This is a genomic window from Micromonospora sp. CNB394 (assembly GCF_000374985.1).
GTDB classification, from domain to species: domain Bacteria; phylum Actinomycetota; class Actinomycetes; order Mycobacteriales; family Micromonosporaceae; genus Micromonospora; species Micromonospora marina.
In genome coordinates this window covers 20,544-45,105 of the sequence record NZ_KB895848.1, presented here as the reverse complement: position 1 = coordinate 45,105, position 24,562 = coordinate 20,544, and the positions used below count along the sequence as shown (strand labels likewise).

Annotated in this window: 18 protein-coding genes, 1 pseudogene and 1 riboswitch; of the genes and pseudogenes, 10 read left to right on the top strand and 9 right to left on the bottom strand. The window is 74.2% G+C overall.

The genetic code is table 11. The annotated features are described in order from the left end of the window. Positions 1-17 precede the first annotated feature (17 nt). Complete coding sequence (locus C569_RS0122310) at positions 18-1,835, bottom strand: glycerol-3-phosphate dehydrogenase/oxidase (protein ID WP_026268501.1); 1,818 nt, start codon at positions 1,833-1,835, stop codon at positions 18-20. 74 nt (positions 1,836-1,909) lie between these two features. Here C569_RS0122310 and C569_RS0122305 point away from each other — a divergent pair, with 74 nt between their 5' ends. The 3 genes from C569_RS0122305 (at position 1,910) to C569_RS0122295 (ending at position 5,596) form a co-directional block, all read left to right on the top strand. Continuing rightward, positions 1,910-4,312: a S8 family serine peptidase gene (locus C569_RS0122305; RefSeq protein ID WP_018787971.1), complete on the top strand. Its 2,403-nt coding sequence runs from the start codon at positions 1,910-1,912 to the stop codon at positions 4,310-4,312. A 43-nt stretch (positions 4,313-4,355) separates the two neighbouring features. Next, complete coding sequence (locus C569_RS0122300; RefSeq protein WP_018787970.1) at positions 4,356-5,282, top strand: GNAT family N-acetyltransferase; 927 nt, start codon at positions 4,356-4,358, stop codon at positions 5,280-5,282. Positions 5,283-5,353: 71 nt separating this feature from the next. After that, positions 5,354-5,596, top strand: coding sequence for a hypothetical protein (locus tag C569_RS0122295; RefSeq protein WP_018787969.1), 243 nt, complete (start codon positions 5,354-5,356; stop codon positions 5,594-5,596). A 71-nt stretch (positions 5,597-5,667) separates the two neighbouring features. Here the strand turns inward: C569_RS0122295 and groL are convergent, their stop codons facing one another. The 3 genes from groL to C569_RS0122280 form a co-directional block, all read right to left on the bottom strand. Then, positions 5,668-7,290: a chaperonin GroEL gene (gene groL / locus C569_RS0122290; protein ID WP_018787968.1), complete on the bottom strand. Its 1,623-nt coding sequence runs from the start codon at positions 7,288-7,290 to the stop codon at positions 5,668-5,670. A gap of 274 nt (positions 7,291-7,564) precedes the next feature. Beyond that, complete coding sequence (locus tag C569_RS0122285; protein WP_018787967.1) at positions 7,565-8,872, bottom strand: hypothetical protein; 1,308 nt, start codon at positions 8,870-8,872, stop codon at positions 7,565-7,567. A gap of 109 nt (positions 8,873-8,981) precedes the next feature. Further along, entirely contained in the window at positions 8,982-9,185 is a 204-nt protein-coding gene (locus tag C569_RS0122280; protein ID WP_018787966.1) for a cold-shock protein, read from the bottom strand. A 218-nt stretch (positions 9,186-9,403) separates the two neighbouring features. Between C569_RS0122280 and C569_RS0122275 the strand changes: the two genes are divergently transcribed. After that, on the top strand, positions 9,404-9,919 hold the full coding sequence (locus C569_RS0122275; protein WP_026268499.1) for a GNAT family N-acetyltransferase: 516 nt from the start codon (positions 9,404-9,406) through the stop codon (positions 9,917-9,919). 61 nt (positions 9,920-9,980) lie between these two features. Here the strand turns inward: C569_RS0122275 and paaN are convergent, their stop codons facing one another. The 3 genes from paaN to thrC form a co-directional block, all read right to left on the bottom strand. Further along, positions 9,981-11,654 carry a phenylacetic acid degradation protein PaaN gene (paaN, locus tag C569_RS0122270; RefSeq protein WP_018787964.1) on the bottom strand — a complete coding sequence of 558 codons (1,674 nt, stop codon included), beginning with the start codon at positions 11,652-11,654 and terminating at the stop codon, positions 9,981-9,983. Between the two features lie 52 nt (positions 11,655-11,706). Beyond that, positions 11,707-12,726, bottom strand: a complete 1,020-nt coding sequence (locus C569_RS0122265; RefSeq protein ID WP_018787963.1) for a GNAT family N-acetyltransferase — start codon at positions 12,724-12,726, stop codon at positions 11,707-11,709. A 295-nt stretch (positions 12,727-13,021) separates the two neighbouring features. Beyond that, the gene (gene thrC / locus C569_RS0122255; protein ID WP_018787962.1) at positions 13,022-14,311 is read right to left on the bottom strand and encodes a threonine synthase; all 1,290 of its coding nucleotides are present in this window, start codon (positions 14,309-14,311) and stop codon (positions 13,022-13,024) included. Positions 14,312-14,324: 13 nt separating this feature from the next. Next, a riboswitch (SAM riboswitch) is annotated at positions 14,325-14,457 on the bottom strand. A gap of 103 nt (positions 14,458-14,560) precedes the next feature. Here thrC and C569_RS34780 point away from each other — a divergent pair. Beyond that, positions 14,561-14,743 (top strand): annotated as a pseudogene (locus tag C569_RS34780) (DUF4232 domain-containing protein); the annotation flags it as partial. A gap of 69 nt (positions 14,744-14,812) precedes the next feature. Here the strand turns inward: C569_RS34780 and C569_RS0122250 are convergent. Beyond that, complete coding sequence (locus tag C569_RS0122250) at positions 14,813-15,730, bottom strand: ABC transporter permease subunit (RefSeq protein WP_036346572.1); 918 nt, start codon at positions 15,728-15,730, stop codon at positions 14,813-14,815. Continuing rightward, entirely contained in the window at positions 15,730-18,594 is a 2,865-nt protein-coding gene (locus tag C569_RS0122245) for an alpha/beta fold hydrolase (protein WP_018787960.1), read from the bottom strand. Before C569_RS0122245 ends, C569_RS0122250 begins: the two co-directional genes overlap by 1 nt. A gap of 376 nt (positions 18,595-18,970) precedes the next feature. Here C569_RS0122245 and C569_RS0122240 point away from each other — a divergent pair, with 376 nt between their 5' ends. Genes C569_RS0122240 through C569_RS0122220 form a run of 5 tightly spaced genes read left to right on the top strand, consistent with a single transcriptional unit; the run spans position 18,971 to position 24,550 of the window. Next, complete coding sequence (locus C569_RS0122240; protein WP_018787959.1) at positions 18,971-20,149, top strand: hypothetical protein; 1,179 nt, start codon at positions 18,971-18,973, stop codon at positions 20,147-20,149. After that, complete coding sequence (locus C569_RS0122235) at positions 20,136-22,904, top strand: nitrate- and nitrite sensing domain-containing protein (protein ID WP_018787958.1); 2,769 nt, start codon at positions 20,136-20,138, stop codon at positions 22,902-22,904. The genes C569_RS0122240 and C569_RS0122235 overlap by 14 nt, the downstream gene beginning before the upstream one ends. Then, on the top strand, positions 22,901-23,365 hold the full coding sequence (locus tag C569_RS0122230; protein WP_013288866.1) for a roadblock/LC7 domain-containing protein: 465 nt from the start codon (positions 22,901-22,903) through the stop codon (positions 23,363-23,365). The genes C569_RS0122235 and C569_RS0122230 overlap by 4 nt, the downstream gene beginning before the upstream one ends. Next, positions 23,362-23,811 (top strand): DUF742 domain-containing protein, encoded by a 450-nt coding sequence (locus C569_RS0122225; protein ID WP_018787957.1) that lies wholly within the window; start codon positions 23,362-23,364, stop codon positions 23,809-23,811. Before C569_RS0122230 ends, C569_RS0122225 begins: the two co-directional genes overlap by 4 nt. Further along, positions 23,789-24,550 (top strand): ATP/GTP-binding protein, encoded by a 762-nt coding sequence (locus C569_RS0122220; protein WP_018787956.1) that lies wholly within the window; start codon positions 23,789-23,791, stop codon positions 24,548-24,550. Before C569_RS0122225 ends, C569_RS0122220 begins: the two co-directional genes overlap by 23 nt. Positions 24,551-24,562: the final 12 nt, after the last annotated feature.

Here is a 24,562-nt window from a genome sequence, read left to right as displayed (position 1 = left end):
CCCGGGTCGGGGATCGACTACCTGGGGGAGGCCGGAAGTTCGACGCCCGGCCCGTCGATGCCCCGGTCGGCCGCGAATCCGCGCACGTCGGGCGCGCCGAGCCGGGCCGCGTCGGCCGCGATGTCGTCCGGCATGAGCTGGGACTCCCGTTCGGCGAGCACCCGTGCCCGGTAGTGGGCGACCTCCCGGCCCCGGGTCGCCGCGTCCCAGCCGAGCACCGCGCCCATCAACTCCGCGGCGTGCTCCGCCGACTCCAGTCCGCGGTGGCTGGTCTCGATCGAGATCCGGGTACGCCGGGTTAGCACGTCCTCCAGGTGCAGCGCGCCCTCGGCGCGGGCGGCGTACGTCACCTCGGCGGCCAGGTATTCCGGCGCGCCCGCCAGCGGCGAGCCGAGCAGCGGATCGGCGTCGACCAGGGCGAGCAGGTCGAGCGTGAGGGTGCCGTAGCGCTCCAGCAGGTGCTCGACCACGCCGACCGCCACCCCGTGCCGGCGGGCCAGGTCGGCCCGGTCCCGCCACATGGCCGCGTAGCCGTCGGCGCCGAGCAGCGGCAGGTCGGCGGTACGCGAGGAGCGGACCCGGCCGAGCCGGTGCATCGCGCGGTCGACCACGTCGGAGGCCATCACCCGGTAGGTGGTGTACTTCCCGCCCGCGACCAGCAGCAGGCCGAGCATCGGCTCCACCACGGCGTGCTCGCGGGAGAGCTTGGAGGTGGAATCCGCCTCGCCGGCCAGCAGCGGGCGCAGCCCGGCGTAGACGCCCTCGATGTCAGCGGTGGTCAGCGGCCGGTCCAGCACGGCGTTCACCTGCGACAACAGGTAGTCGATGTCGCTCGCGGTGGCGGCCGGGTGGGACCTGTCGAGTTGCCAGTCCGTGTCGGTGGTGCCGATGATCCAGTGCCCGCCCCAGGGGATCACGAACAGCACGCTCGTCGCGGTACGCAGGATCAGGCCGGTCTCGCCGACGATGGCCGAGCGGGGCACCACCAGGTGCACCCCCTTGGAGGCCCGGACCCGCAGCTTCGGGCGCAGCCCGACGTCGTTGAGCATCCGCGACATGTCGTCGCTCCACACGCCGGTGGCGGCGATCACGGTGCGGGCGCGCACCTCGAACTCGGCGTCCGGCGAACCGGCGGGCGCCTCCAGGTCGCGGACCCGCACGCCGGTGACCTCCCGGGCCTGGCGGATCAGGCCGACCGCGCGGGCGCTCGTCACCACTGTCGCGCCGAGGCTCGCCGCGGTGCGGGCCAGCGTCACCACCAGGCGGGCGTCGTCGACCTGGCCGTCGTAGTAGCGGATCGCGCCGGCCAGCTTGTCCGGGCGGAGGCTGGGAAAGATCCGGCGGGTGCCCTCGCGGGTGAGATGCCGGTGCAGCGGCATGCCGCGCCCGCCGCCGAAGACCCCGGCGAACGCGTCGTACGCGGCCACGCCGAGGCCGTAGTAGGAGCGGCGGAAGAACCGCCGGGGCAGGTCGCGCGCGCCGCCCTCGGCGGGCAGCGGCACCAGGATCGGCACCGGCCGGACCAGGTGCGGCGCGAGCCGGGTGGCGAGCAGCCCGCGCTCGGTCAGCGCCTCGTGGACCAGGTGGAACTCCAGCTGCTCCAGGTAGCGCAGGCCGCCGTGGATCAGCTTGCTGGACCGGCTGGAGGTGCCGGCGGCGTAGTCGCGCGCCTCCACCAGGGCAACCTTCAGCCCTCGGGACGCGGCGTCGAGCGCGGCGCCCGCTCCGGTCACGCCACCGCCGATGACCAGCACGTCGAACCGCTCCGCCCGGAGCCGGCGCAGGTCGTCGGCGCGGCGCTCGGCGGAGAGCCGGCCGGCCGTGGATCGGGACACACTCGGGTCACGCACCAGTCCACGGTAACCGTCCCGGGCGCGCGGCGACACGGCCCGGCCGTACCGTGATGACCATGCCGACCGGTCCGCCGCCCGCCCCCGTACCGCCGCCACGCGGGACCGGTCCGTGGCCGGTGGTCGCGGCGGTGGCGACCGGGGTGTGGATCGTGCAGGTCACCGTGCCGGGCCAGCTCACCGGCTGGCTGGTCGACCAGGTGGCGCTGGTCGTCGGCGCGGACCGGCCGGTGGCGGGCTGGCCCGTGGTCGCGGTGGTCACCGTGCTGCTGGCCGGCGCTCCGGCGCTGGCGTTGGCGCTCGCGCCCCGCTCCCCCGCGTTGCGGGCGAGCGGCCGGGCCTGGACCGCCGCCGTGGTCGCGCTCGGCGTGATCACGCTGCTACGGACGGTGCCGCCGGTGCACCACGAGGCGTACCTGGCCGCGCTCGCGGTGACCGCCGCGGTGCTCGCGCTCGTCGCCGTCCGTCTCGGCCGCGTCCGGCCACCGGTCGTGGCGGGCGCGGTCGCAGCGGGCCGGTTCGGGCCGGTGTCGCTGCTGGCGATCGCGGCCGGCCTGGCCGTGCTGCTGCCCTGGGTCTGGGTGGGCGCGCTGGGCGGGGCGCTGGAGACGCTGCTCGCCGGCCTGGCCGCCGCCGCGCTGGGCGCGCTCGCCGGGGCGCTGCTCGGCGCCGGTTTCTGGGCCGCGTTCGGGCCGGATCCGGCCCGGCTGGTGCTCGTCGGCGGTCTGGTCGCGGGGGTGGCGTTGACGCCGCTCGCGGCCGGCGCCGGGCAGTCGGGCGTGCAGTTGCCGGCGCTGTTGCTGCTGCCGCCGCTCGGCTTCGTGCTGGCCGCGCTGGAGGCGGCGGCCCGCCACGCGGGCCGCCCGGCCGGGCCCGCGTCGGCGCGCCTGCTGGTCGGGCTCGCCCTGCTGGGGCCGCTCGCCTTCACCGACCCGGAGGAGATCAGCCTTCTGCTGTCCGCCACCCGCGACGTGCCGTTCTGGGTCGCGGTGGGCACCGGCGTGGCGTTCGCCGTCGCGGTCCTGCTGGCTGTCGGGTACGGCGTACTGCTCGCCCGGTCCCGCGCCCGCGCGCCCCGGCGCGGTCCGGCCGCGCTGTTCGCCGTCGCGCTGCTCGCCGCCGTCGCCGTGGTGTACGTCGTACCCGGCCGACCGGGACTGCACGGCGAGCGGCTACTCGTGGTGCTGCGCGAGCAGGCCGACCTGACCGGCCTGCCGGCCGGGACGCCGGGCCGGGCCGGGCGGGACGCCCGGGCGACGGAGGTCTACCGGCGGCTGGTGGCGACCGCCGGCCGCACGCAGGGCGACCTGCGCCGCACGCTGACCGGGATGCGGCTGAATCCGACGCCGTACTACCTGGTGAACGCCATCGAGACGGACGGCGGGCCGGCGGTGCGGGCCTGGCTGTCCCGTCGTCCCGAGGTGGCCCGGGTGCTGGTCAGCCAGCGGGTGCGCCCGCTGCCCGCGCCCGCCCCGCAGGCGCGCGGCGACGCGCCGGCGCCGGCCGGGCCGGCCTGGAACGTCTCGCTGATCGGCGCGGACCGGGTCTGGTCCGAGCTGGGCGTCACCGGGTCCGGCGTGGTGGTGGGCAGCTCCGACTCCGGGGTGGACGGCCGGCACCCGGCGCTCGCGGGCGGCTTCCGGGGCGGCGAGGACTCCTGGTACGACCCGTGGGAGGGCCGCCGCGCCCCGGCCGACCGGGGTGGACACGGCACGCACACGCTGGGCAGCGCGGTGGGCCGGGACGGGATCGGCGTGGCGCCGGGTGCGAGCTGGGTCGGCTGCGTCAACCTGGACCGCAACATGGGCAACCCGGCCCGCTACCTCGACTGCCTCCAGTTCATGCTGGCCCCGTTCCCCGAGGGCGGGAACCCGCTCACCGACGGCCGTCCCTCGCGCGCCCCGGACGTGCTCACCAACTCGTGGGGCTGCCCGCCGGTGGAGGGATGCGACCCGGGGGCGCTGCGGCCGGCGACCGCCGCGCTGACCGCGGCCGGCATCCTGGTGGTGGCCGCGGCCGGGAACACCGGCCCGTCGTGCGGCTCGATCGCGGACCCGCCCGCGCCGTACCCGGACGTGCTTACCGTCGGGGCGGTGGACCGGCAGCGGCGGGTCACCCGGTTCTCCAGCCGCGGCCCGGCGCCGGACGGCCGGGCCAAGCCGGACCTGGTCGCCCCGGGCGCCGCGGTGCGGTCCGCGATGCCGGGCGGCGGGTACGCCACCCTGGACGGCACCTCGATGGCGACACCGCAGGTCGCGGGCGTGGTGGCGCTGATGTGGTCGGCGAATCCGGCGCTGGTCGGGGATCTGGAGCGGACCCGGTCGATCCTGCGTGAGACGGCGCAGCCGGTCACGCCACCCGGCGGGGCGGACGCCTGCGGCGGACCGCAGGACGTCTCCGGCGCCGGGCTGGTGGACGCGTACGCGGCGGTGCGCGCGGCCCGGGCGGCGGCGACCGGTTAACAACCCTGTCCATTGGTCCACCGATGCCCTAGGGTCGGCGTCCATGGACGTGGAGATCATCGAGCTGGGCCGGGACCGGCTGCCCGAGGTGGTCGAGCTGTGCCGGCTGTCGTTCGACCTGCCGGAGGACGCGGCCGAGGCGTCGGATGTGGTGGTCACCGTGTCGGAGCGGGCCGCAGCGGACCGTCCGGTGCTGCGCCTCGGCGCGGTACGCGACGGCGCGCTGGTGGGCGTACTCGTCGGGTCGCTGTCGGCGGCCGATCCGCGGCTCGGCCACGTCGACCTGGTCGCGGTGGGGCCGACGGAACGCCGCCAGGGCGTTGGCGGGGCGCTGCTGACCGAGGCGGAGAGCCGGCTCGGCGCGCTCGGCGCGGCCGAGGTGCTGCTCGCCGGCAACCCGCCGCACTACGCCTGGCCGGGTATCGACGTGCGCTACACCCCGGCGGTCTGCGCCGCGCAGCGGCTCGGCTACCGGCAGGACCGTACCGCCTGGAACATGACCGCCGAGCTGACCGAGGGGTCGTCGGCGCTGCGCTCCACCGGGTCGGCCGAGCAGCGGCTGGCCGGGCGGGGCGTGACGGTACGCCGGGCCGGCTCCGACGACCTGCCGGCGCTCGCCGCGTTCGCCCGGTCCACGTTCGGCGGCACCTGGGACGGTGAGCTGGCCGGTTCGGTGGGGCGGCCGGACGCGGGTGTGCACCTCGCCGAGCGGGACGGCGAGATCCTCGGGTTCGCCGCGTACGGGTCGGCGCGGCCGAGCTGGTTCGGGCCGATGGGCACCGCTCCGGCGGCGGAGGGCTCCGGGATCGGTGGCGTGCTGCTGCGCCGCTGCCTGCGCGACCAGGCGGCCGCCGGGATCGCCGCGGCGCAGATCGGCTGGGTGGGGCCGGTGCCGTTCTACTCGAACGCGGCCGGCGCCCGGATCGAACGGGTGTTCTTCCTCTACCGGAAAGCCATCAAAGGGTCATAGGCGTCAATAGCGCCATTCGACCTCCTTCGCCATCGACCGGGCTCTACGGTCGATGGCGAAGGAGGCGGTGCATGACCACGAATGACGAACGGGCCGAGGATCCGGCGGCAGCCCGGCGCCCGGCCGACGAGCTTCCCGGCCAGCTCCCGTTCGACCGGCTCGACGTCGGCGACGCCGAGCAGCTCGCCGAGCTGGCCGATGGCGACGGGCCACCGGTCGAGGAGCCACGGCAGCCCGTGGACGAGCCGAGGCGGCTGCCACCGCCGTACGACCGGGCACACAAGCGGCGCAACCAGCGCCCGCTGCCCACCTGAGCCGGACACACGGAAAGGGGGCGGACCGCTGACGCGGCCCGCCCCCTTCGGCGTACTGGGTGGAGCTGGACTCAGAAGTCCATCTCCCCGCCACCCGGACCGGCCGGGGCGGCCGGGGTCTTCTCCGGCTTGTCCGCCACGACGGCCTCGGTGGTGAGGAACAGCGCGGCGATCGAGGCGGCGTTCTGCAGCGCGGAACGGGTCACCTTGGCCGGGTCGATGATGCCCGCGGCCAGCAGGTCCACGTACTCGCCGGTCGCGGCGTTGAGGCCGTGACCCGGGTCGAGGTTGCGGACCCGCTCGACGACGACGCCACCCTCCATGCCGGCGTTGACGGCGATCTGCCGCAGCGGGGCGTCCAGCGCGATCTTGACGATCTGCGCGCCGGTCGCCTCGTCGCCGGCCAGGTCCAGCTTGTCGAAGGCGGTCTTGCCGGCCTGCACCAGCGCGACGCCACCACCCGGGACGATGCCCTCCTCGACGGCGGCCTTCGCGTTGCGGACGGCGTCCTCGATGCGGTGCTTGCGCTCCTTCAGCTCGACCTCGGTGGCCGCGCCGACCTTGATCACCGCAACACCGCCGGCCAGCTTGGCCAGACGCTCCTGCAGCTTCTCCCGGTCGTAGTCGGAGTCGCTCTTGTCGATCTCGGCCCGGATCTGGTTCACCCGGCCCTGGATCTGCTCGGCGTCGCCGGCACCGTCGACGATGGTGGTCTCGTCCTTGGTCACCACGACCTTGCGGGCGCGGCCCAGCATCTCGAGGCCGGTCGCGTCCAGCTTGAGACCGACCTCCTCGCTGATGACCTGACCACCGGTGAGGATGGCGATGTCGGTCAGCATGGCCTTGCGGCGGTCACCGAAGCCCGGAGCCTTGACGGCGACCGACTTGAAGGTGCCACGGACCTTGTTGACCACCAGGGTGGCCAGGGCCTCGCCCTCCAGGTCCTCGGCGATGATCAGCAGCGGCTTGCCCGACTGCATGACCTTCTCCAGGATCGGGAGCAGGTCCTTCACCGACGAGATCTTGCTGTTGACGATCAGGATGTACGGGTCGTCGAAGACGGCCTCCATACGCTCCGGGTCGGTCATGAAGTAGGCGGAGATGTAGCCCTTGTCGAAGCGCATGCCCTCGGTGAGCTCGAGCTCCAGACCGAAGGTGTTGCTCTCCTCGACGGTGATGACACCTTCCTTGCCCACCTTGTCCATCGCCTCGGCGATGATCTCGCCGACGCTGGGGTCGGCGGCGGAGATGGAGGCGGTGGAGGCGATCTGCTCCTTGGTCTCCACGTCCTTGGCGAGCTTGAGCAGCTCCTCCGAGACGTTGGCGACGGCGGCCTCGATGCCCCGCTTCAGGGCCATCGGGTTGGCGCCGGCGGCCACGTTGCGCAGACCCTCACGAACCAGGGCCTGGGCCAGGACGGTCGCCGTCGTCGTGCCGTCACCGGCGACGTCGTCGGTCTTCTTCGCGACCTCCTTGACCAGCTCGGCGCCGATCTTCTCGTACGGGTCCTCGAGCTCGATCTCCTTGGCGATGCTCACACCATCGTTGGTGATGGTGGGGGCACCCCACTTCTTCTCGAGCACGACGTTGCGGCCCTTGGGGCCGAGGGTCACCTTCACGGCGTCGGCGAGCTGGTTCATGCCCCGCTCGAGGCCGCGGCGCGCCTCTTCGTCGAACGCGATCATCTTGGCCATACGGCGTTGTCCTCCTGGACACTCACGGGCCACCCGGATGCCCGGATGGGCCGTCTGGTGTACGCACCTTGGGGACGTCGCCACCTGGCGACGACGACGTCTCCTCGGTCGGGCCGGACAGCCCGCGACGACCGGCCTCGTACCGCCCCGACGTCCCTTCGGACACCGGCGCGACCGTGGCCCTACCGCCCCGACCTTCTGGCACTCACCGTACGCGAGTGCCAATGACTTGTTTAGCACTCTCCCTAGCCGAGTGCAAGCACGACAGCCCCGCTCAGCCGAGTTCCGCCGCCAGCCGGGCCGCGTTCACCGGGCCTTCCTGAGCCCGCTGCTCGGCGTACGTGACGACCAGCCCGACCTGCTGCGCCAGGTAGGCCGGGGCGGCCAGCAGGGCGCCGAAAACGGCGAACGCCACGGCGCCGATCGCGGTACCGACGGCCTTCATCGGCTCGACGCCGAACACCGCCCCGCTGATGCCGCCCACTACCGCGTCCAGCACCGTCGCCGCGAACAGGACCGCCATCACCAGCGCGACCCGGCCCAGCACCATGCCGAACCGGCTGTGGAACATCCGCCACGCCCGCCCGACCGGCTCCCGCCGCTCGAACAGGTAGACCGGACCGAACAGGGCCAGCGCGAACGCGGCGTAGAGGCCGGGCAGCAGGCAGAAACAGGCGCCGAGCATGACCAGCAGCGAGACCAGCAGCGTCCAACCCCACAGGCCGAGGGCACGGCGCAGCCCGTACCGGAAGGCGGTGCCGAGCCCGGTCGGCTCGCCGGCCGCCTGGCGGGTGACCACCCAGGTGCCGGCGGCCCAGCCCACCGCCTGGAGCAGGCCGAAGATCAGCCCGGCGGACAGCAGCACGCCGTAGAAGGCGAACATCTGCCCCCAGAAGCCGTCCGGCAGCACCGGCGCGCCGTCCGGGGCGGTCGCCAGCTCGCCCTCGGGGCTGAAGACGAGCGTGAGGACGCCGATCACCACCCCCGGGACGACCTGCGTGAGCAGCACGATCGGCAGCAGTTGCCGCCAGCCGCGCCGCAGCGCGGCGGCGCAGCGGGCGAACCAGGGACCGATGCCCGCGTGCGGCGGGTTGACGAGCGGATCCTGCGGGTCGATGCCGGGGAACCAGCCCGCGTACGCCCCGGGCCCGGCCGGCACCGGGTAGCCCGCGCCGGGCATCGGGTAGGCCGCGCCGGGCATCGGATGGCCCGGGTACGCGGGACCGTTCCAGCCCTGCGGCGGAGTGCCGGGCGCGTCCCAACCCTGCGGCGGAGTGCCCGGCGCGCTCCAACCCTGTGAGGTGGGTCCGGGTGGCGCGTCACCCGGAGCGGTCCATCCGGGCGGGGTGGCCGGGTTCGGGGCGCCGGGCTGCGGGTTGTCGTACTCCGGAACGATCGGCACGGGGCCGGTATGACCGGCCCACGGGTCGGCGCCGGACGCGCCGGCGGCGGGCGTGACTCCTCCGGTGGTCCCCGACTGTCCCGGTGCCGGCCCGGCGGCGGGCGGCGGGGGTGCGGTCGGGTCGGCCGGAGGGCCGGACGCCGCCGGCTCGGTGGAACCCGACGGGGGCAGATCGGACATGGGCCCTCCTCAGCGACGACGGCTGGAACGGCTCATGATCTTCCATGGTGGTCGACCGCGACGCAGCCCCGGTCCGGGGTCCGGTCACGGGAGCGCCGCCCGCCGCGGATCAGGCGATGAGGCGGACCCGCTCGGCCTGCGGGCCCTTCTGCCCCTGCGCGATCTCGAACTCGACGCGCTGGCCGTCGTCGAGCGCCTTGTAGCCGTCCATCTCGATCGCGGAGAAGTGGACGAAGACGTCCTGCCCGCCGTCGACGGCGATGAAGCCGTAGCCCTTTTCGGCGTTGAACCACTTCACGGTGCCCTGTGCCACGGTGCACTTCCTCACTCTGCGCGGCGTTCCAACACCCGGGAACCGGCGGACCGGCACCGGCGGCGCACCGGTCCAGCGATCGGTGATGCTGAATTCGGTGACCGAAATCGCACGCTACACGAGGCGTGACGACGGCGCACGACCGCAAATCGGGCATATTTCGGGCCGTGGCCGGGCCTGTCGCACACCCGCGCCGGGCCGTCCGGTATGCATGCGGCATGACCAGCGTGAGCACCACGACCACCGTCCGCCGGGTCCGGCCCGAGGACGCCGCCCGGATGCGGGCGCTCCGGCTGGAGATGCTGGCCGACTCCCCGCTGGCGTTCCTGGAGACAGTGGCCGAGGCCGCCGCCCGGCCCCACACGGAGGTCGCGGCCCGGGTCGCGGCCGTCTCCCGGGGCGACCACACCGCGCAGTTCGTGGCCGATCCGGGCGGGCGCCTGGTCGGCCACGCCGGCGGCGTCGCCGCGCCGGACGAGCCGGGCCTGACGCTCGTCTACGCGGTCTACGTGACGCCGGCCCGGCGGGGCAGCGGCCTGCTGGCGGCGCTCGTCGACGAGGTGGCGGCCTGGTCGCGCGCCTGTGGACGGCCCGAGCTGATGATGGAGGTGGTGGTCGGCAACGACCGCGCCTACCGGGCCTATCAGAAGTTGGGCTTCGTGGACACCGGGGTACGGGTGCCGCACCCCCGGATCACCGGCCTGCACGAACTCCAGATGCGCCGGCCGGCCTGAGCGCGCGCGTTAACAAGGGGCCCCTCCTCTACCGGAGGCGTTAAGAAGGGGCCCCTCCTTCTCAGACGTGCCGGCGGCTCTGCACGATGCGGAACCGGTTGGCCACGTACGCGCCGTCGGTCAACGCCGAGTTGGCCGCCGCGTTCGCGCCCGAGCCGTGGAAGTCGGAGAACGCCGCCGATTGGTTGACGAACACCCCGCCGGTCAGGTTGCAGGACAGGTGCACCCCGGCATCGATCGCCGCCGCCTCGGCCGCGTCCAGCACCGCCTCGTCGGTGGAGTAGACGCCCGCGGTCAGCGCGCCCTTCTCCCCCACCGTCTCGCGCAGGATGCGCAGGCTGTGCTCGGTGGAGTCGGTGGCGATGGCGAACGAGATCGGCCCGAACCACTCCCGCGAGTAGGTGGCGGTGTCGGAGGCGTCCAGCTTCACCACGGTCGGCGTTCGCACCACCGCGCCGGGGAAGGACGGGTGCTCGACGGTGCGCGACTCCAGCACCGGCTCGCCGACCTTGGTGACCTCCGCCAGCCGCTCCAGCACGCCGTCGTTGACGATCGCGCCGGTCAGCTCGACCCCCCGGGCCGGGTCGGCGGTCAGCTTGGCGACCGCGGCGGCGATCCCGGCCGCGACCTCGTCGAAGCTCTTGTGACCCTGGTCGGTATCGATCCCGTCGCGCGGGATCAGCAGGTTCTGCGAGGTGGTGCACATCTGGCCGCTGTACAGCGTCAGCGTGAAGCCGAGGTTGCGGCAGAGCCCGGCGAAGTCGTCGGTGGAGTCGATCACCACCGTGTTCAGGCCGGCCTTCTCGGTGTAGACGGCGGCCTGCCGGGCGTTCGCCTCCAGCCAGTCGCCGTACTCGGTGGAACCGGTGAAGTCGACGATCTTCACGGCCGGGTGCAGGGCCAGCGTGGTGGCGAGCTTCTCGCCGTCCGTCTCGGGGGCGAGCTGCACCAGGTTCGGGTCGAAGCCGGCCTCGGCGAGCACCTGGCGGGCGTACCTGACGGTGATCGCCAGCGGCAGCACGGCGCGCGGGTGCGGCTTCACGACCACCGGGTTGCCGGTGGCCAGCGAGGCGAACAGACCGGGGTACGAGTTCCAGGTCGGGAACGTGTTGCAGCCGATGACAAGCGCGACCCCGCGCGGCACCACGTGGAACGTCTTGGCCATCCGCAGCGGGTCGCCCTTGCCGGCGGCCTTCTCCCAGCCGGCGGTCCCCGGGTGGCGGGTCATCTCGGCGTACGCGTAGGCGACCGCCTCCAGCGCCCGGTCCAGCGCGTGCGCGCCACCGGCCTGGAACGCCATCACGAACGCCTGGCCGCTGGTGAACTGCACCGCGTTCGCCAGCTCGAAGATGTTCTTGTGCAGCCGGTCCAGGATCTCCAGGCAGACACCGGCCCGGGCCGGTGGGCCCGCGTCGCGCCAGGCGGGCAGCGCGGCGCTCGCGGCGGACACCAGCTGGTCGGCGCCGGCGTGCGGGTAGCGCACGTCCAGCGCCACCCCGAACGGGCTGACCTCGGTGGCCACGCCGGTGCCGTCACCGGCCTGGTCGAGCGGGAAGTCCCCGCCCAGGTACGCCTCGAAGGCGGCCTTGCCGTCGGCGGCGGCGGTCTCGCCGTACACCCGGGGGCTGGGCGACTCGGGGTAGGCCGACCAGTACCCGCGCTCCGCGATGGCGGTCAGCGCCCGGTCGAGGGTCTCGCGGTGCCTGTCGTACAGGGGGTGCGGGGTCTCCGTCATGCCCGCCATCATGCAACAGAAAGGCACCAGATCAGTAGGGGCGTGTCACAACTCAGATGGTCGACTGCCAGTCGATCGAGCCGGCGGCCGGGCGGAAGCCGAGCCGTTCGTTGATCGCGATCATGTGCCGGTTCACGGCTGCGTTCCAGGTGTCGACGGCCCGCAACGCCGGTTCGTGCGCCAACGCGTACGCCAGGTTCCCGGCCTTGCAGAGCAGGCCGAGCCGGTGGCCGCGGTGGGCGGGGTCGGCGAGGGTGATCTCCTGCCAGGCATGGTCGGTGCTGCTCGCGTCCAGGCCGAGCTGGGTCCATCCGACCAGCCGGCCGGTCGCCTCGTGCACCACCCCGGTGTTGTAGCGGCGTACGCCCCGGGCATCGAGCGCCCGCTCCGCGTCCCGCACCCGCGCCGCGTCCATCTGCTCCGGCTCCCAGCCCAGCTCGCCCATCGGCGCGTCGAGCAGCAGCCGGCCCTCCAGGTAGGCGACGTCCGCGACGTACTCCTCGGGCGTGTGGTCGCGCCACCGCACCGGCCGGTAGCCGGTCGCCGCGGCACGGGCCCCGGCGAGTAACGCGGCGAGCCGGTCGCGGTCGAGCCCGGCCACGTCGAGGCGGCGGCGGACGTCGGCAAGCGCCGGCCTGGCGCCCATGGCGGCGGCGAACGCGGCACCGGGGAAGATCCGCCCCTCCTCGCCGGGCAGCGCGGCGACGGTGGAGCCGACGAGGCGTTCGCCGCCGTGCTCCCGCAGCAGCCGGACGCCGTGTTCGTGCAGCGTGCGCCCGATGCCCTGCCGCCGGTACGCCGGGTCGACAGTGAGTTCGACGCTGGCGTTCTCGGTGTTGTCGATCGTGTGCAGGTAGAGCCGGAGCCACCCGGCGGGCGTCCCGGCGAGGCGGGCCACCAGCCAGCGCGTGTCGATGCCGGGCATCGGGTGCCACAGCGGCGCCTCGAACCGCCGCCGGCAGGGGTCGGGCAGGTCCGGCTCGTCGACGGCTCGTGCCGCACAGGCGATCCGGTACACCGCGTCGAGCGTCTGCCGGTCGGCGGGATCCAGCGGCGTCACGGTGAGCGTCATGTCACCGAGGGTGCGCCGGACACAGCAAAGAGGCCAGCGGATTTCCGCTGGCCTCTTTGGACGTTGGTCGGGAGGGACGTCCGCACAACGCCTCCGGCGTTGGGTCGCAAGAACTTGAAAAGTCTCCGGCGGATGCCCTCCCGCACGAAGCATCTTGCGCCGTCCGGTTCCTGCCGTCAAGTCCTTGAGGGCGGTTTTCTGGCACTCACCGCACATCACCGGTTACCCACCGGTCTCACCCGATCCCCCACCCGGGCGAGCCCACCTCCCCCGCCCGGCCGGCCCCCCGCGGCGGTCAGGCCAGGAGGCCGGCGTCGCGGGCGGCGCGGAGGCTGGGCTTGATGCGGTGCGTGGGACCGACCTGGGCGGCCACCGCGTCGAGCGTCTTCAGACCCTCGCCGGTGTTGAACACCACCGTCTCGGCGGCCGGGTCGAGCCGACCCGACTCGATCAGCTTGCGCAGCACCGCGACCGTCACGCCGCCCGCCGTCTCGGCGAACACCCCTGTGGTACGGGCGAGCAGCCGGATGCCCGCGCGGATCTCGTCGTCGTCGGCGTAGTCCATCCAGCCGCCGGTACGCCGCACGGCCTCCAGCGCGTACAGCCCGGCCGCCGGGTCGCCGATGTTCAGCGACTTGGCGATGCCGCCCGGCTTGACCGGCACGATCGTGTCGGTGTCGCCGTGCAGCGCGGTGGCGATCGGGTTGCAGCCGGCCGACTGCGCGCCGAATACCTTCCAGCCGCCGGCCGGCGCCTCGACCAGCCCGATCTCGACCAGCTCGGCGAACGCCTTGTCGATCTTGGTGAGCAGCTCGCCGCTGGCCATCGGGATGACCACCTGGGCCGGGATCCGCCAGCCCAGTTGCTCGGCCACCTCGTAGCCGAGCGTCTTGGAGCCCTCCGCGTAGTAGGGCCGCACGTTCACGTTGACGAACGCGGTGTCCTCGAACTCGTCGGTCTCCACCAGTTCGCCGCAGAGCCGGTTCACGTCGTCGTACGAGCCGTCGATGGCGACCAGGTCGCCGCCGTAGACCGCGGTGGTGACGACCTTGCCCTGCTCCAGGTCGCCGGGGATGAAGACGACCGACGGCACGCCCGCCCGGGCCGCGTGCGCCGCGACCGAGTTGGCGAGGTTGCCGGTGGAGGCGCAGGCGTAGCGGGTGAAGCCGAGCGCGCGGGCCGCGGTGAGTGCCACCGACACGACCCGGTCCTTGAACGAGTGGGTGGGGTTCGCGCTGTCGTCCTTGACCCAGAGCGGCGCGGTGAGCCCCAGCTCGGCCGCGAGGTGCGGGGCGGCGACCAGCGGCGTCAGCCCCGGGTCGAGCGTGACCCGGGCGGCCGGGTCCTGACCGGCCGGCAGCAGCGCCGCGTACCGCCAGATGTTGCCCGGGCCGGCCTCGATCTGCTCGCGGGTGACGGTGGCCAGGGCGGCGGTGTCGTAGTCGACCTCCAGCGGCCCGAAACACTCGTGACAGGCGTGCTGCGCGGCGAGCGGGTACCGCGCCGAACAGGCACGGCAGACCAGGGCGCGGGCCGGGCTGAGGGTGGTGTCGATACCGGTGGCGACGGGAAGCGTCGACGTCATGTCGAGGAGTTTCCTCTCATCTTTCCCCGCATCGCCGGGTGCGGCGGGGACGGAATTGGCACCTGCCCGCCGTCGCTCGTCGTCGAGCGTGCGGGTGGTTGCCGGGGCGTCGTCGGGCCGTATCCCTCAGCCCCTCTGGATGAGGTATTCAGTTGTGCCGCCGAGTCTAGGCGCTGCGCACGGCCGCGCCACCCGGGGATCCCACGCTGTGGGCCGCCGGCCGGCGCGACGAGGTGGGATGATCGCCGGATGCGGAGCACGGCGCGCCTGGTCGGTGCCCTCACCAGCGTGACGCTGATGGCCGCCTGCTCCCCGGAGGGCATCGCGATCACCGAGCTGGGGGTGAGCGCCGCGATGGGGCTGCGGGCGATGGGCCTGGACCTGCTCAACTGCGGCGACCGGCCGCACGAGCTGCACGGTTGTCCGGCGGTCACGCTCCGGGACGCCGACGGCGACCCGGAGCGAGGCGCGGATCGTCCCGGGCGCCCCCGTCCGGTCAGCTCAGCTCGTGACGTCCTTGCGGGTGAAGCGCCAAAAGGCAAGGCCCCAGAACAACGTGGCGTAGACGACCGCCGAGAACGCGCCCTTGACCACGTCGTCGGTCTGCATCGGCGTGGACAGCAACCCCAGCCAGGCGCTGCTGTAGTGGGTCGGCAGCAGGTTCCGCAGCCCGCCCAGCGCGGTGATCTGGTCCAGGATGCTGGACAGGATCCACAGCAGCACCGCACCGCCGACCGCACCGAGCGCGGCATCGGTGGTCACCGACAGCAGGAACGCCAGTCCGGCCACCACCAGCAGCACGACCGCCAGGTAGCCGAGCACGCCGAGCAGCCGCAGCAACCCGTCGGCCGGGGCCAGCTCGGCCGAGACCTGGCTGCTCAGCGGCTTCCAGCCGTACCGGAGCGTGCCGGCGAGCAGCGCGGTGCCGGCCAGCAACAACAGGGCCAGCCCGGAGTACGCGAGCGCGACGACCAGCTTCACCGCGAGCAGCCGGGCCCGGGGCACCGGCACGGCCAGCAGGTAACGCAGGCTGCCCCAGCTCGCCTCGCTCGCCACCGTGTCGCCGCAGAACAGCGCCACCACCACGACCAGTAGGAACGACGCCGACACCAGGATCGAGAACAGGGTGAAGTTGAGCCCGCCCGACGTGGCCAGGTCGGCCAGGCTGGAGAACTCGCCCCGCCCGCCGCCGTCGTCGTCCCCGGCGTCGAACTGGAACGCCACCAGGATGATCAGCGGCAGCAGCACCATGAACCCCAGTGCGAGCTGGGTACGCCGGCGCGACGCCTGCCGCCGGAACTCCGCGCCGAACGGGAGCGTGGCCGGGGGCCGGTAACCGGCCGCCGCGCCGCCCGCGCCCGGCGCCGCCGTACCGGACGTGCCGCCACCAGGCGACGATGCCACAGACGAACCCGCCATCACCGGTCCCCGCTTCCCCGAGAGTTCTCGCCCACCAGGGCGAGGAACGCGTCCTCCAGGCGGCGCCGGGGCACCACCCGGTCCACCCCGATGCCGGCGCGGACCAGTTCGGCCACCACCTCGCTGCGGGCGGTGCCGTTGGTGTCGACCACCAGCCCGCCGTCCACGTCGGGCAGCACCCGTACGCCGCCGAGCCGGTCGAGCACCGTACGCGCCGCGTCCGGGTCACTCACCTCGAACAGCACGCTCGGCGACTCGCCGACGATCTCCTCCACCGGGCCGGACGCCACGATCCGCCCCTTGTTCACCACCACCGCGTGCGTGCAGGTCTGCTCCACCTCGGCGAGCAGGTGGCTGGAGACCAGCACCGCACGGCCGTCGGTGGCGTAGCGCTGGAGCACCCGGCGCATCTCGGCGATCTGCGGCGGGTCCAGCCCGTCCGTCGGCTCGTCCAGCACCAGCAGCTCGGGCAGGCCGAGCATGGCCTGGGCGATGGCCAGCCGCTGCCGCATGCCGTGGCTGTACTTCCTCGTCCGCCGGTGCACCGAGTCGCCCAGCCCGGCGATCTCCAGCGCCTCGTCGAAGTGCGCGTCCTCCCACGGCCGGCCGGTGGCCCGCCAGTACGCCTTGAGGTTGTCCAGACCGGACAGGTGCGGCAGGAAGCCCGGCCCCTCGACCAGTGCGCCGATCCGGGACAGCACCGGCGAGCCCGGCACCAGCCGGTGACCGAAGACGTAGATCTCACCGGCGGTGGGCTGGGTCAGTCCCATCAGCACCCGCAGCGTGGTGGTCTTGCCCGCGCCGTTGGGCCCGAGCAGGCCGACCACCTGACCGGGGTGCACCTCGAAGTCCACGTCGGAGACCGCGACGAAGCCGTCCGCGTACTCCTTGCGCAGGTTGCGCACCGCCAGCGGGACACCCGCGTACTCCGGGTGCACGGAGTCGTCCTGGCGGCGGTGCCGGCGGCGGGTGAGCAGCACGACCACGACGAGCCCGAGCACGATCGCGGCGACCAGCCCGGCCAGCGCCCAGCGCCAGATCGTGGCGGTGGTGGGAATCGGCGTGGCGTCGACGGTGGGCAGCGTCAGCGGCCCGTCCGCGAGCGCCACTGTGTGCACGGCCGGTTCGGCCGGCGAGGCGTACGCCTGGTCCGACGTCGCCACCACGAGCCGCAGCCGGTGTCCGGCCTCGACCCGCCGGACGATCCCCGGCAGCGTCACGGTGACCGGGGTGGCCGCGTCGACGGTGGCCGGCAGGCCGGTGAGGCGCACCGGTGCGACCAGGCCGGACGGCAGCGTGGCCGCGCCCCGCGGGTCGACGTCGTAGAGCTTCACGAACAGCACCGCCTCGCCGGTCGGGGAGGCGGCCCGGATCCGCACCGTGGGGGCGCCCACCACGTCGACCGGCTCGTCCAGCGGTGCCGACTCGAAGCGCGCGTGCTGGCCCGGGATGTCACCGGCGACGCCGTCCAGCAGTGAGCCGAGCGCGCCCGCGAACGGCACCGAGGAGATCGCCGCCGGGTTGCCGTTCGGCGGTACGGCGACCGGCTGGGGCGGACCGGCGAGCGTCACCTCGCGCCGGTCCTGCCCCGCCAGCCCCGGGTAGTCGGCGGTCCGGAACCCGGTCGCCACCAGACCCCGGTCGAGCGCGTCGAACCCGGCGATCCGGGAGAACGTGAACGTGTCGCCGGGTGCCGCGCCGTCCCCCTTGACGTAGTGGTCGAGCCACTGCGCGGTCAGGAACTTCACCCGGTCGGAGTCGGAGGTGGGTCCGGAGCCGCCGTCGTGGCCGCCGGTGAACCAGGCGACCCGGACCGGCGTGCCGGCGGCGGCGATGCCGCGGGCGTTGGCGTCGGCCTCGGCCAGCGGGAACAGCGTGTCCGCCTCGCCCTGCACCAGCAGCGTCGGCGACTTGATCCGGTCGAGCACGCCGGCCGGCGACGACCGGCGCAGCAGCTCGACCGCCGCCGCGTCGGCCCGGCCCGTGGTGGCGATGCGCAGGTACGCGGCGCAGACGTCGGCCGCGAAGCGACCGCAGGACGGGTCGGCGGCACCGGCCGGCGCGCGACCGGAACCGGTGCCCGGCCCGGCGCCCGGCCGCGGGCTCGGCGGGCCGGCGGACTCGGGCGCGCCCTCCGGTGCGGCGGCGGTGGCCCCGGAGAGCCCGGCCGGGCCGCTTCCGGCGTTCCCGCCGCCGCCGAAGAAGATGCCCGCCCAGCCCTTCTTGAACACGCCGTCGGTGGGCTGCCGGCCGCTGCTCTCGGGCAGGAACGCCCGGGACAGGTCGTTCCAGGTGATCATCGGGACGATCGCGTCGACCCGCTGGTCCTGCGCGGCCAGCAGCAGGGCCAGGCCGCCGCCGTACGAGCCGCCGACCACACCGACCCGGGGGTCGCCGGCCGCGTCGAGGCGGATGTCCGGCCGCTGCGCCAGCCGGTCGAGCAGCCGCTGCGCGTCACGCACCTCGTAGTCGGGGTCGTCCAGGTGAATCTGACCGCCGCTGCGACCGAACCCGCGGGCGGTCCAGGTGAGCACCGCGTACCCGCGGGCGACCAGGTCCTCGGCGTCGGAGCGGACCGAATCCTTGGTCCCGCCGAAGCCGTGCGCCAGCAGCACCGCCGGTACCCGGTTCGACGACGAGGCGCCCTCCGGCAGGTAGAGCGTGGTGTCCAGGTCGACCGGCTCGTCGCCGGAGGGCCCGGAACGCACTGTCACCAGCGCCGGTTCGGTCCGGAAGTCCGCGCCCTGCGGCCGGGCCACCCAGACCAGCGCGGCGGCGACGAGGACGACCACCACCACGGCGGCGACGGTGCGGCGCGGACGGCCGGCCAGGGCGCGCCGGAGCCGCGCGGCGGTTGATCTCATGCGCCACACGGTACGGGCCGACAGCTGAGCGTTCGCTGAGATCCGCCGTACGTCTGTCCGGTTGCACCGATCGTCGAGTAGCGTCCGTCATCCGCCAAAGGTCCAGAGCGTCCCAGCGGGACGTATTCGGATCATGTGAATTCACATCTACGGGCGCAAACCGTCATCGATGCCACGTCTCGGCAACACGATCACACGCTACGTACCACTCCCCTTGACGCAGAGTCACCCAGAGTGGACTGACGTGAAGCCGACTCATTGGCCGAGGTCCCACCCGCGTCCGGTTCGGCTACTTTTCCGGTCCGGTGCACGGGACTGCGTACGGCGACCCCCCGGGGCACCGATCGCCCCGCCGTCGCCGGAGGAGACACACACCATGACAGTCCCCGCGTCGCGGGTCCGTCGGCGGCCCGCCGTACCGGGCCGCACGCTCGCCCTGGTCCTGGCGCTGGCGCTGCTGGCCCCACTCGGGCTGATCTTCGTCCAGGCCGAACGCGACTTCGCCGACGACCACGACCTGGTGAGCCGGGAACGGCTCGGCGTCCGCTACCTGCGCGCCCTCGGGCCGCTCACCGACGCGGTGGTGGAGGCCCAGGCCATCGCCGTCGCCGAGGGGGCCGTCTCCCGGGCCTCGCTCGCCGCCGCCGTCGAGGGCGTCGCGGAGGTGGACAACGCCGTCGGCGACGAGCTGCGCACCCACGAACGCTGGGCCGGGCTGCGGGCCAAGCTGGAGGCGCTGCCGGACCGCGGAATCGGTGACCCCGAGGCGGCGTTCCGGGCCTACAGCGAGGCGTCCGACCTGCTCCTGGCCCTCTACCGCAAGGTGCGGGAGAGCTCCGGGCTGATCCGCGACCCGCGCTCCGACTCGTTCTTCCTCCAGGACGGCATCGGCGGGGACCTGCCCACCGCGACCGTGCTGGCCGGGCGGCTCGTCGACCTGGCCCGGCTGTCCGCCAAGCGCCCCGCCGCCGAACGCGCGCGCATCGGCGCGGAGCTGGCCGAGCTGCGCGTCTCCGCGCTCGGTCCCGCCAACGGCCTGGTCGCCGACCTGCGCTCGGCGGTCGACAGCTCGGAGAGCGCCGACCTGGGCGCCAACGTGCTCACTCCGCTGGACACCTACCAGCGTTCGCTGGAGACGTTCGCGCTCTATTCGGCGCCCGGCGCCGGCCGGTCCGCGCCGAGCACCGACCAGCTCACCCGCGCCGGGATCAGCGCGCAGAACTCCGCCAAGCAGCTCCGCACGGTGATCCTCGACCAGCTCGACGCGCTGCTGCGGGAACGGCTCGACGCGCTGGAGCGGGACCGGCTGCTGGGCCGGAGCGCCGCCGCGGCGGCGGCGGCGCTGATCGCCGGGATCGTCGCGCTGCACGTGGCCGCGCTGCGCCGGGACCGGTCCCGGGCCACCCCGGCACGCCGGGAACCGGCCGAGGCCGGGCCGGCGCCGGCTGTCCACCCGAACCCACCGCTCCCCGCGCCCGGGGCAGACCGTCAGCCCGTCGCGGTGGGGCACGGTGGCGACGCCGACCGGTGGAGGCCGTTCGATGCTGCTCGGTAGGTTACGCATCCGGGGCAAGCTCGCCCTGCTGGTGATCATTCCGCTGCTCAGCATGGTCGGGCTCGCCGTACCGGTCGTCATCGACCGGGTGACCGCCGCCCGGGAGGCCGCCGACACCGCCGAGACCGTCCGGGTCGCCAGCCGGGTCGGCAGCCTGGTCCAGGACCTTCAGCAGGAACGCCTGCTGTCGGTCGGGCTGCTGCTCGGGCGGGTGAGCCGTACCGAGCTGATCCAGAAGTCGGCCACCGTCGACGACCGGGTCGCCGACCTGCGCGCCGAGCCGCTGCCGGCGGCGGTCCGCGACAGCCTCGACGCGGTGCGCCGGCTGGAGGACGTCCGCAACACCACGCTCGCCGGACGGGCCACCCCGCAGCAGATCCTGACCGTGTTCGGCGAGGTCGACACCGCCCTGATCGACGCGCTGCGGCTGCCCTTCCAGGTGGACACCGACACCCCGGCCGGACGGCAGGTGCTCGCCCTGGACGCGCTGCTGCGCGTCGACGAGGCCCTCAGCTCGTGCACCACCCAGATCGTGCTGGTCAAGGCGACGGGCGATCCGCAGTTGGCCCGCTCGTTCGTGGCGTGCGTGGCGGCGCTCAACGTCGACAACCGGCGGTTCCGCAAGCTGATCACGCCCGAGCAGCTCAAGGTGGCCGAGCTGGACGACGCGGCGGTGGCCGCCCGGACCAGCCCGACGTTCCTGGCGGACAGCATCCGCGACCCGGACGGGGCGATCGCCCCGGTGCCGCTGGACGTGCTGTTCCCGTCGGCCCGGTCGATGATCACGCTGGGCCAGTTCGTGGAGAAGAAGGTCGTCGCGGACGTCATCGCGGAGACCCGCGCGCGGGAACGGGAGGCCCTGACCGCGGCCTGGCTGGTCAGCCTGGGAACGGCGGCGATCCTGCTCGTCGTGGTGCTGCTGAGCATGACGGTGGCGCGTATGGTGGCCCGGCCGCTGAGCCGGCTCACCCGCTCCGCCGAGCGCGTCGCCCGGGTCACCGAAGCCGAACTGACCCGGGTCGCCGACGACGAGTCCGAGGCCGTCCCCCCGGTACGCCTCGACCCGGTCGAGGTGAGCGCCCGGGACGAGATCGGCGACCTGGCCCGCGCGTTCGACCGGGTGCAGCACACCGCCGCCCGGCTGGTCGAGCGGCAGGTCGCCGGGCGGCGCAACGTGGCGCAGATGTTCGGCCACGTCGGCCGCCGTACGCAGAACCTCGTCGGCCGCCAGATCGCGCTCATCGACCGGCTGGAACGGCAGGAGACCGACCCGGGCCGCCTGGAGCACCTCTACCGGCTGGACCACATCTCCAGCCGGTTGCGCCGCAACGCGGGCAGCCTGGTGGTGCTCTCCGGCGCCACCGGCTCGGACGGTCACGTGGCACCGGTCCCGCTGGCCGACGTGGTCCGGCTCGCGCTCGGCGAGATCGAGGACTACACCCGCGTCGACGTGGAGGTGCCGCCCGGCGTGGCGGCGGCCCCCGCCATCGCCGGCGATCTGGTGCTGACGCTCGCCGAGCTGATGGAGAACGCCACCTCGTTCTCGCCGCCGCACACCCGCGTGGTGGTGACAGGTGAGCTGACCGACGGCGGGGCCCGGCTGGTCGTGGTCGACCACGGCATCGGCCTGACCGAGGACCGGATGACCGAGGAGAACGCCCGGTTCACCCGGCGGGAACGCCTCGACCTCGCCCCGACCGAGGTCCTCGGCCTGTTCGTGGTCGGCCGACTGGCCCGCCGGCACGGCTGGAGCGTCCGGCTGAGCCACACCCCCGGCAGCGGCGTCACCGCCGCGCTGGAGATCCCGGGCGCCTCGCTCGTGATCCGCCGCCCCGAGCCGGTCGGCGCCGGGGCCGGCCGGGCCGCGGTGCCCGGCGCCCGCGAGCCGGAGCCGCCGGCCGTCGACGCGCCGGCTGTCAACGCGCCGGCCGGCTTCGACGCCGAGATGCTGACCCGGGCCACGCGCAGCATGTCCAGCGGCGACCCGTGGAACGCCTTCGGCAGCCAGTCCGGCACCGGGGAGGCGGACGAGGCCGACGGTGGCCCGCCGTCGGCCTGGCCGCCCGGCGCCCGGCCGGCCGGACCGGCGGCGCGTCCCGGGCACGTCTCCCCGCCGACACCGGTCGTCGGCCCGGCACCGGCCGCTCCCCCGGCCGCCCGGCCGACGACCGGCCCGACCCTGGCACCGCCGACGACCGGCCCGACCCTGGCACCGCCGACGACCGGCCCGACCCTGGCACCGCCGGCCACCCGTCCGGTCCTGGCGCCGTCCACCGGCCCGGCGCTCGCTCCGCCACCCCCGGCCGTGCCGGCACCGACCGGGCCGAACCCGGCCGGCCCGCCCGCCGGGCGGCCCGGTACCCGGTCGCCGATCCGGCAGCGGGTGCCCGGCGCGAATCTGCCGGCCGCCCCGCCCGCCGGTCCGGCCGGACCGGCCACCGGCGGGCCGCTGATCGGCGTACCGGCGGATCCGTCCAGCGTCCGGGCCCTGGTCGAGGCGTTCCAGGACGGGGTACGGCGGGCCGAGGGCGACGTCGACCAGGCGCCCCCGGTGGCGGAGCGGCCCCGGCTCAGCCGCCGGGTGCCGGGCGCGAACCTGTCCGTCTCCCCGGCGCAGTCCGTACCCCCCACCAGCTCCGACCCCGGCGACCCCGTCGAGGTCCGCAACCGGATCAGCGAGTTCGAGGCGGGCGTCGCCCGTGCTCTGCGCGAAGTCAGTACCGACCGCCGCTACGAAGAGGACCCATCACGGTGACCAGCCCCTTCCTCCACGAGAACGTCGAACAGAGCACCACCGGTGACCTCAGTCCCGAGGCACGCACCTTCAACTGGCTGCTCGACTCGTTCACCTCCAGCACCGCCGGGGTGATGGAGGCGATCGCGGTCTCCTCGGACGGGCTGTTGATGGCCATGTCCGCGATCAAGGACCGGTCCAACGCGGAACGGCTCGCCGCCGTGGTCTCCGGCATGACCAGCCTCGCCGGCGGCGCGGCCAGCTGGTACGCGCTCGGCGCGCTCAACCGGGTGATCGTCGACATGGCCGAGGGATACCTGCTGATCAGCGCGATCAGCAGCGGCTCGGTGCTCGGCGTCGTCGCCGACCGCACGGCGAACCTGGGCACCGTGGCGTACGAGATGACGCTGTTCGCCGGCCGCGCCGGCGGTGCCCTGAGTCCGCGCCTGATAGCCGAACTGAAGAACGCCGTACAGCAATGATCCCAGGGGCCGCCGGCGCGGACCCGGAGCCGGAGCCCGGCGTCCGGATCCGCCCCTTCCTGAACGCGTCCGCTCCGGTGCCGGAGCCGGACGCGGGCGACGGGGAGCCGACCGGCCCACGCCCCTTCGTGCTGACCTCCGGACGGGTGGACGGCGACCCGGCAATCGGCCTGGAGACCCAGGTCACCGCTCGTCCGGGCAGCACCTCGTGGGCGGTGACCGCCCGGTTGGCCCCGGAGCTGGCGGCGATCGTCGCGATCTGCGCCGAGCCCGTCTCGGTGGCCGAGATCTCCGCCCGGACCCGGATGCACTTCGGGGTGACCCGGGTGCTGGTCGGCGACCTCCGGGCCGCCGGCCATCTCGACGTGCACGTCGCGGACGTCGACGACGCCCTCGATCCCGACATCATCCTGCGAGTGATTGATGGACTTCGTGCGATTTCCTGAATGGCCGGCGGCCGCCACGGGCGGGCCGGCCGCGAACAGCGCCCCGAGCCGCTACGGCGGCCCGGCGCCGCTCATCGGCCGGGCCACGCCGCCCCCGCCCACCCCGCCGCTGCCGTACCTGCCGCCCGGTACGCCGCCGGCCGAACCGGCTCCGATCGTCAGCCGGGTGCCGGCGCCCCGGCCGCCGATCCCGGTCAAGATCCTCATCGCCGGTGGCTTCGGGGTCGGCAAGACCACCACCGTCGGCGCGATCTCCGAGATCGCGCCGCTGACCACCGAGGCGGAGATGACCACCGCCGGCATCGGCATCGACGACCTGGGCGGGGTCGCCGGGAAGACCACCACCACCGTGGCCATGGACTTCGGTTGCGTGACCATCGACCGCAGCCTGAAGCTCTACCTCTTCGGTACGCCCGGCCAGGCGCGCTTCGGGTTCATGTGGGACGACCTGGCCCGGGGCGCGCTCGGCGCGCTCGTGGTGGTGGACAGCGCCCGGCTCGACGACTGCTACCCGGCGGTCGACTTCTTCGAGCGGTCCGGGCTGCCGTTCGCGGTGGGCGTCAACGCCTTCGACGGCCGGCTGGCCCTGGACCTGCCGTCGATCCGCTGGGCGCTGGCGATCGCCGAGCACGTGCCGCTGGTGCAGTTCGACGCCCGGGACCGCCTCTCGGTACGGGACGCCCTGCTCATCGTCCTGGACCGCGCGCTGGACCGGGCCACCCGATCCCGGGCAGGCTGAGAACTGGCAGTC

Excerpts from the sequence above, each read along its gene's own strand:
- C569_RS0122220 (WP_018787956.1), top strand. The coding sequence starts at position 23,789 with ATGGACTTCGTGCGATTTCCTGAATGGCCGGCGGCCGCCACGGGCGGG.
- C569_RS0122235 (WP_018787958.1), top strand. The coding sequence starts at position 20,136 with ATGCTGCTCGGTAGGTTACGCATCCGGGGCAAGCTCGCCCTGCTGGTG.
- C569_RS0122295 (WP_018787969.1), top strand. The coding sequence starts at position 5,354 with ATGACCACGAATGACGAACGGGCCGAGGATCCGGCGGCAGCCCGGCGC.
- C569_RS0122250 (WP_036346572.1), bottom strand. The coding sequence starts at position 15,730 with ATGGCGGGTTCGTCTGTGGCATCGTCGCCTGGTGGCGGCACGTCCGGT.
- paaN (WP_018787964.1), bottom strand. The coding sequence starts at position 11,654 with ATGACGGAGACCCCGCACCCCCTGTACGACAGGCACCGCGAGACCCTC.
- thrC (WP_018787962.1), bottom strand. The coding sequence starts at position 14,311 with ATGACGTCGACGCTTCCCGTCGCCACCGGTATCGACACCACCCTCAGC.
- C569_RS0122275 (WP_026268499.1), top strand. The coding sequence starts at position 9,404 with ATGACCAGCGTGAGCACCACGACCACCGTCCGCCGGGTCCGGCCCGAG.
- C569_RS0122305 (WP_018787971.1), top strand. The coding sequence starts at position 1,910 with ATGCCGACCGGTCCGCCGCCCGCCCCCGTACCGCCGCCACGCGGGACC.
- C569_RS0122245 (WP_018787960.1), bottom strand. The coding sequence starts at position 18,594 with ATGAGATCAACCGCCGCGCGGCTCCGGCGCGCCCTGGCCGGCCGTCCG.
- groL (WP_018787968.1), bottom strand. The coding sequence starts at position 7,290 with ATGGCCAAGATGATCGCGTTCGACGAAGAGGCGCGCCGCGGCCTCGAG.
- C569_RS0122300 (WP_018787970.1), top strand. The coding sequence starts at position 4,356 with ATGGACGTGGAGATCATCGAGCTGGGCCGGGACCGGCTGCCCGAGGTG.
- C569_RS0122240 (WP_018787959.1), top strand. The coding sequence starts at position 18,971 with ATGACAGTCCCCGCGTCGCGGGTCCGTCGGCGGCCCGCCGTACCGGGC.
- C569_RS0122285 (WP_018787967.1), bottom strand. The coding sequence starts at position 8,872 with ATGTCCGATCTGCCCCCGTCGGGTTCCACCGAGCCGGCGGCGTCCGGC.
- C569_RS0122225 (WP_018787957.1), top strand. The coding sequence starts at position 23,362 with ATGATCCCAGGGGCCGCCGGCGCGGACCCGGAGCCGGAGCCCGGCGTC.
- C569_RS0122265 (WP_018787963.1), bottom strand. The coding sequence starts at position 12,726 with ATGACGCTCACCGTGACGCCGCTGGATCCCGCCGACCGGCAGACGCTC.